Genomic DNA, 6,518 nt, shown 5'->3' with positions numbered 1-6,518 from the left:
CCCCGCGGAGCGGGTACCTACGCGCTGCGCGCGTAGGAGAGAACCGGGACGCTTCGCGTCCCGGTGGCTCCGCGAGCGGAGCCAGGGCCGGCCCTTCGGGCCGGGGTCCTTCGCTGCGCTGCGGACTGCTCGGGTTCCGCTGCGCTCCACCCGAGCGGGCCCGCAAGCGGGCCCTGGGGCTCCCGCGCGAAGCGCGGGAGGTGACCCCGTTTCACGGGGTCCAGGCCTTCGGCCTGTTGGGGTGTCCGCTTCGCTCCCACCCCCGTCCTTCCGGCTTCGCCTCCAGGCCGAGGGCCCGCAGCGGAAGGGGGTGGCGGTCTCGCTCGGCTGACGGCCGGTGGGGGTCCCCTGAAAGAGGGGAGGGTTCGGGGATCGGGCCCGCAGGGGTGTGTCGACGCGGTAGAGTCGAGTCTACATCACGAGCTGATGCAGCTGTGTAGGATCCCAGGAACCCTGGCACTGCCTCCCGGCGGTTCTGATGTGCTGCTGTTGGGTGCGCATCCGGTGCGCGGGATTCGGATGCTGTGTACCAACCCGAGAAACCCGTGAGTGCCCCGGCCCGAGACGCCTCTATCCGACGGAGAAAGCGATGCAGAAGTCTGGTGGAATCACCCTGCGGCCTCATCAGGAGGAAGCGGTGGAGGCGATTGTCCGGGGGCTGGATATCCCGCCTGGAAAGCGGATTCCGAAAGCAGGTCTGCGGGCAACGCTTGTGGCTGCGTGCGGGACCGGAAAGACCTTTATGGCCGCCGCTTCCGCGCTCCGGCTGGCCCGGTGCGGCCGTGTCCTGGTGCTGCTGCCGACCCTGGATCTGCTGACGCAGACCGCGCGGGAGTGGCGTACGGCCGGCCATGACGGGCCCGCTGTCGCGGTGTGTTCGCTGGAGGACAACGCCCAGCTGTACGGGCTGAGGGTGCGGACGACGACGTCGGCGCCGCAGCTCGCCCTGTGGCACGGGAAGGGCCCGGTCACCGTCTACGCCACCTACGCCTCCCTCGGCGTGATCGCCGAGGCGCACCGCGGGGAGTACGGGCTGCCGATGGAGGCCTTCGACCTGGTGGTCGTGGACGAGGCGCACCGCACCAGCGGGTCGGCGGGGAAGGCGTGGGCGGACGTGCACCGCCAGGAGGTGATCCCCGCTCGGCGTCGGCTCTACATGACGGCCACTCCCCGGATCTGGGCGGAACGACCCCCGAGGACGCGGGCGCAGGAGCTGGAGCGGGCGGCCGAGCGGCGCCGGGAGGAGGCGGAGCGGCGGCAGAAGGCGGAGGCCGAGGGGCGGCGGTACCTGCCGCGGTCGCGGTGGGACCGGCTCCCGAAGGACATGGCCTGTTCCATGGACGACGTTCGGGTGTTCGGGCCGGTGGTCTACGAGCTGTCGCTCGCCGACGCCATCGCCCGGGGGCTCCTGGCGCGCTATCAGGTCGTCGTCGCCGAGCTGGTCGACCCGGTCGTGACCCCGGCCCGGCTCTACAGCGAGGAACGGCACGAGGAACGCCTGCGTGGGCAGCGGCTCGCGGCCGTGCAGACGACGCTGCTGGAGACGATGGCCGAGCACGACCTGAAGACGACGATCACCTTCCACCACCGGACGGTGGAGGCGCAGGCCTTCGCCGAGGGCCTGGAGCGGGTCGCCAGCCGGCTGCACGCTGTGGATCCGGTCCGGCATCCGGCGAAGGTGTGGACGGGGTGGCTGCGCGGGGAGCACGAGGCGGAGCACCGGGCGGGTGTGCTCGCCGACTTCGGCCGCCGGGCCGGGCGCGCCGTGCTGGCGAATTGTCGAGTTCTCGGGGAGGGCGTGGATATCCGGGCGGTGGACTCGGTGGCCCTGATCGACCCCAAGGGATCGGCCGTCGACATCGTCCAGGCCATCGGCCGGGCCCTGCGGCAGAAGCCCGGTGAAGGGAAAATGGCGACGCTGATTGTTCCCGTCTTTTTGCGGGAGGACGAGAATCCCGAAGACATTCTCACGTCGAAATCGTATGGCCCCCTTATCCGGGTCTTGAATGGGCTTCGGGCACACGATGAACGTGCCGTGGAGATGCTCGCAATTCCCCAGGAGAACCAGAAGCGCATCGTGCAGCCGTCGCCGCTGGTCGGGAAGGCGCCCGAGGAGGGCGAGGAGGAGAACCGGCTCCTGCTCCGCTTCGCGGCCCCCCGCGACCCGGCGCTGATCGCGAAGTGGATCTCGTACCAGGTGTTCAACACCGAGCGGCAGGACTGGCGTCGGGGCGTCGAGGCCGCCTTCCGGTACCGGGAGCGCGAAGGCGACCTCCAGGTGCCCTACGAGCACACCGAGGGCCCCTACCCGCTCGGGCGGTGGCTCTCCGACCAGCGCAGGGCGTTCCGCGCCGGGCAGATGAACGGGGAACGGGCCGCCGAGCTGGAACAGCTGGGGATCGTGTGGGACACCGCCGACGCCGCCTTCGAGACCAGCCTCGCCGCCGCAAGGGCCTGGCACCGACTCCACGGCACCCTGGCCGCCCCGCGGGGCGCGGCGATCCTCGACGTCCAGATCGGGCAGTGGCTCACCAACGTCCGCCGGCCCGGCGGGCTCGGGAAGGACCCCGTACGGGCGGAACGGCGGGCCGCAGCCCTGGCCGAGGTCGACGCCGACTGGAACCCCGCCGAGCGCGGGTGGACGGTCGACTGGCAGCGGCACTACGCCTACCTCGCCCAGCTCCTCGCCGAAGGCGCCCGCCTGACCGCCATCACCGCCGGGGTCACCCGGCACGGAGAGGACATCGGCCGCTGGCTCGCCGTCCAACGCCGGGACTGGGCCCGGCTGAACACCGAGCAGCAGGCCCGGCTCACCGCACTCGGCATCACCCCCGCGCGGGTCGTACGGGCCCGCCAGGCGCCCGCGAAGGCCAGGGCAGCCGCAGGGACCGGGCGGGGCGCAGCGGCCTTCCAGCAGGGCGTCCAGGCCCTGGCGCAGTACGTGGAGCGGGAGGGCGGCGGTCTGCCCGGCCGCCAGCACGTCGAGCACCTCCCGGGGGCAGTTCACCGCACCGGGGTGTGGCTGGCCAACCAGCGCCAGCGCCGGGACCGGCTGGACGCCGAGCAGCTGCGGGCGCTGGCCGAACTCGGGGTCGACTGGGCCCGGTCGGCTGTGTGAGATCCCGAGATCCGACGCCGCAGCCGGGGCTACCGTGCCCGGCCCGCGCCCTTGGCCGGTGCGGTCTGCTGCCGGTGGGCGGGGACGGCGGCTTCGGTCGGGGCCTGCTGGCCGGGGGCCGCAGCGGCGGGGGTGGTGGTGGAGCGGGAGCGGGCCGCCGCCGCGGAGACCCGGATCCGCACCGGGGACGAACGCACGGGCGGCTCCGAGGGCGGTGTCGTCAGGGCATGCAGGGTCGCGTCCACGAGCCGGCCGACCGCGGCCGAGCCAGAGGCCTCCTTGAAGGAGGTGTCGTCCTTCAGGCGGGCCAGGTGCGCGCCGAGGAGTGCGGGGCCGCCCTGTTCGCGGATCTGGTTCATCCGGTGAGCGAGCAGGGGCCAGGGGCGGGAGCCCACCAGAAGACCGACCTGCGTCTCGGGCAGCACGTCCTTGACGAGTCCGACGATCGTGGCGTGCCCGAGCGGGTTGACGCCCAGCTGCTCCAAGGCCTTGGCGCGGTCGCCGAGGTCGAGGTCCCTCGGCACGGTCAGGCCCTCGGTCAGCGGGCCCCAGGAACGCTTCGCATCCGTACTCGCGGGCGGCGCCCACGGATCGACGGCCTCCCGCACCGGCGCCGCAGGAGCAGAGGCGGGCGCGGGCGCGGGCGCGGCAGTCGGCGCGGTACCCGACGCAGCGGCGGGTGCGGGCACACGGGCGGCGGCCGGAGCCGGAGCCGACGTCGGGGCCGGGGCGGGGGCGGGGGCCGCCGCCGGGGCGGGTGCGGGGGCCTTCTTGGCGGCGGCGGTGGTTGCGGCGACGGCCTGGTCGACGCCGGCCCCGGCACGGTGGGCATCGACGAGGATCCGGGCGACGTCGATCCCCCGGGCGTCGAGGCGGCCCATGTCGGCAGCGATGTCGGGCCAGGCCGGGGAGGAGAGGATCGCGTCGCGGACCACGCCCTCGGGCATCGTCGCCTTCAGGAGGTCGGCCCACCGGTCGGTGCCCTCCGCCTTCGTCCGGGCCGCGTTGGCCACCACGGCCTGGTGGACTCCGGCGGTCATGCGGCCCATCTGCGGCAGAAGCGTGCCCAGGTCGACACCGGCCTGCTGGAGACCCACGAGCTGGCGGGACAGCTGCGGCCAGTCCGCACCCTGCATCAGCTCGGCCAGGATGTCGTCGCCGATGACGCCGCGCAGCTGGTCGGCCGACCAGCCCGGCGCCATCTTCTCCGCGTCCTCGCTGAGTTCCTCCTCCTTGCCGGTGAGGCGTTTCTGGGTGGCGCGGCGGATCGCGTCGTTGATGGTCATCACGAGCCGGTAGGCCATCGCGGCGGTCTGCGCGGCTTCCCCGAGGGCTTCGGCGAACGGCTCGGGCTGGGGCGGGTACGTCATCGGCGGAGGGCTCCCTCGGATAGGGGTCAGCGCGTACGGGACGGGCCCGGCCGTCCGGGATCGGTGCGCGGCCGGACCGGTACACCGGTAACGGGCCCAGCGGGCGGCAGGCCACGGTGTGGGGTGCGCACCACCCGACCGGTACGCGGCTTCGTGGTCGGGGGCCGGTTGCCGGTCAGGCCGGCTGCCTCCCGCAGCAGGACCGCCGCCTGTGAGGCGGCTTTCGCCTGAGCCCGGAAGGCCTGCGCCCGGTGCCAGTCGGCGGCGGCCTCCACCGCCTCCACTAGCGCGATCAGCAGGGTAAGGACGACCGCGGCGCCGCCGCCCCGGGCCGCGCGCGGCGCCCGTTCCAGGGCCCGGGTCGAGGCCCGCCAGCCGGCTCGGGCGCGGCCTTCGAGGGTGCGGGCGCCGGGGGCGCGGGCGGCCTGCTCGAAGGCGTCGGCCGCCGCCTGGACGCGGTCGCGCACCACGGCAGGGGCGTGGGCGGCGGCGACGGCCAGGAGGTCGCCGAGCGCGGCGACATCGCCCGCGCCCTCGTCCTGCCCGGCGCGGCCCAGGAGTTCGGCGGCTTCCCGGATCCGGTGCTCGGCGAGCGCCCAGTCGGCCTCCGTGACGAGCGGGGTGAAGCGCTCCCGGACGCGGGGCAGGGACAGGTCGTAGGCGAGGGTGGAGCCCGCGAACCAGACGGGCCGGCTGCCGCGGTCGGCGCGGTCCCCGGGCAGCGCGACCGAGTACCCGAGCAGCGTCCCGTCGTCGTCCCGGCGTTCGCGCACGCGGACTCCGGCGTCGCGGAGCCGGTCGAGGAAGTCGGTGTCGCCGTGCGCGAGCGCGGCCGCGGTGCGGACGGTGCGCTGCAGGGACTCCCGCGCGGTCTCGGCAAGTCCGCGGCGGGCGGCTTTCTCGGCCTCCCCGGTGACCGGGCGGCGGCGCGCGGTGCGGTCGAGGGGGGACATCGGTGTGAGGCCCCAGCGGGCTTCGAAGGCGCGGGCGGCGGTGTGCATCGCGGGGATGTCACCGCGCACCCGGGGGCGGCGGCCGTCCTGCCGGGCCAGGGTGGCCGCGATGTGGATGTGGTCGTCCGCGTGCCGGACCGCGACCCACCGGCAGGCCTGTTCGTCGCCGTGTTCCGCGATGCCCGCGGCGTGGACCATCTCGGCGGCGACCTCTGCCCACTCGGCGTCCGACAGGATTCGGTCGCCGGGGGCGTTGCGGACCGAGACGTGCCACACGTGCTCGGCCGGCCGCTCGCCGCGCAGGGCCTGGACCGGGGCGTCCAGGAGCAGCGCCAGATCGGCGAGCGTCATCCGCTCCGGGGTGCGGGCCGGGCACGGCAGATCCGGGTCCCAGGCGGCGACGAGGTGGGGGTCGGTGTGCTCGTCGCGCTCGCCCGGACCGAAGAGGTAGTCCAGGAGATCGATCGTCGTCGAACCGCTCTCGGCCTTCTTCGGCATCACGAGCGGGGGCGCCTCTCCCGCATCACCTGGACCGTCGCCGCATCGAGGCGGGCCACCACTTTGAGGGCCTCCTCCACGACGGTGTCGGCCGGCACCGGGGCACCGGCTTCGGGCACACCGGTGGCGGCCAGGGCGCGGAGCGCGGCCACGGTCTCCCGCAGCTCGACCCGGGCCTGGATCAGCTCCCGAAGGACGTCCTCAGCATCCCGGGAGACCGGCACCAGCACATGCTGCGCGACCGCCATCACCTGCCGTCCCGCCCACGCCGCCGACGCCATCCCCTCGCGCTCCGCAGCGGTGCGCACCACGGCCAGCTCGGTGTCGCTGAACGACACGTAGAAGCGCTTCCTCCGTGGCTCACCGGCCTGCCGTTCACGACGCCGCCCGACCAAATTCTCATTCGCTTCGAGCGCCACCAAGGCCCCTCACATTCCGTGCCAGCAGCTACCGGCTTTCCGGCGTCCCGGGGGCTTACTGCCCCCATTACGTACTAACTGGCTGCCAATTTCTAATGCCTGAAAAAGGGTTGCAGGACCGTGCGCCCGGAAGCCGGGAAAGCACGCGCCGCCACCGGAC

Annotated in this window: 4 protein-coding genes; 1 reads left to right on the top strand and 3 read right to left on the bottom strand. The window is 73.9% G+C overall.

Annotated elements, in window-relative coordinates; translation table 11 throughout:
* The first annotated feature begins 589 nt into the window (after window positions 1–589).
* On the top strand, window positions 590–3,118 hold the full coding sequence (locus AC07B0_RS36480) for a helicase associated domain-containing protein (RefSeq protein WP_469383142.1): 2,529 nt from the start codon (window positions 590–592) through the stop codon (window positions 3,116–3,118).
* A 29-nt stretch (window positions 3,119–3,147) separates the two neighbouring features.
* On the opposite strand, the gene AC07B0_RS36475 is transcribed toward AC07B0_RS36480, so the two are convergent.
* From AC07B0_RS36475 to AC07B0_RS36465, 3 genes are read right to left on the bottom strand one after another with little or no spacing between them, the layout of a single operon-like run.
* Window positions 3,148–4,488 (bottom strand): hypothetical protein, encoded by a 1,341-nt coding sequence (locus tag AC07B0_RS36475; protein ID WP_478900097.1) that lies wholly within the window; start codon window positions 4,486–4,488, stop codon window positions 3,148–3,150.
* A 26-nt stretch (window positions 4,489–4,514) separates the two neighbouring features.
* A complete protein-coding gene (locus AC07B0_RS36470; protein WP_478900095.1) occupies window positions 4,515–5,942 on the bottom strand; it encodes a relaxase family protein in 1,428 nt (475 codons plus the stop codon).
* Window positions 5,939–6,358: a hypothetical protein gene (locus tag AC07B0_RS36465; RefSeq protein ID WP_469383148.1), complete on the bottom strand. Its 420-nt coding sequence runs from the start codon at window positions 6,356–6,358 to the stop codon at window positions 5,939–5,941. Before AC07B0_RS36465 ends, AC07B0_RS36470 begins: the two co-directional genes overlap by 4 nt.
* Between the last annotated feature and the right edge of the window lie 160 nt (window positions 6,359–6,518).

The sequence above is a fragment of the Streptomyces sp. NPDC044704 genome (assembly GCF_056433525.1).
This window is presented reverse-complemented; position numbering and strand designations above follow the sequence as displayed.

Excerpts from the sequence above, each read along its gene's own strand:
- AC07B0_RS36480 (WP_469383142.1), top strand. The coding sequence starts at position 590 with ATGCAGAAGTCTGGTGGAATCACCCTGCGGCCTCATCAGGAGGAAGCG.
- AC07B0_RS36475 (WP_478900097.1), bottom strand. The coding sequence starts at position 4,488 with ATGACGTACCCGCCCCAGCCCGAGCCGTTCGCCGAAGCCCTCGGGGAA.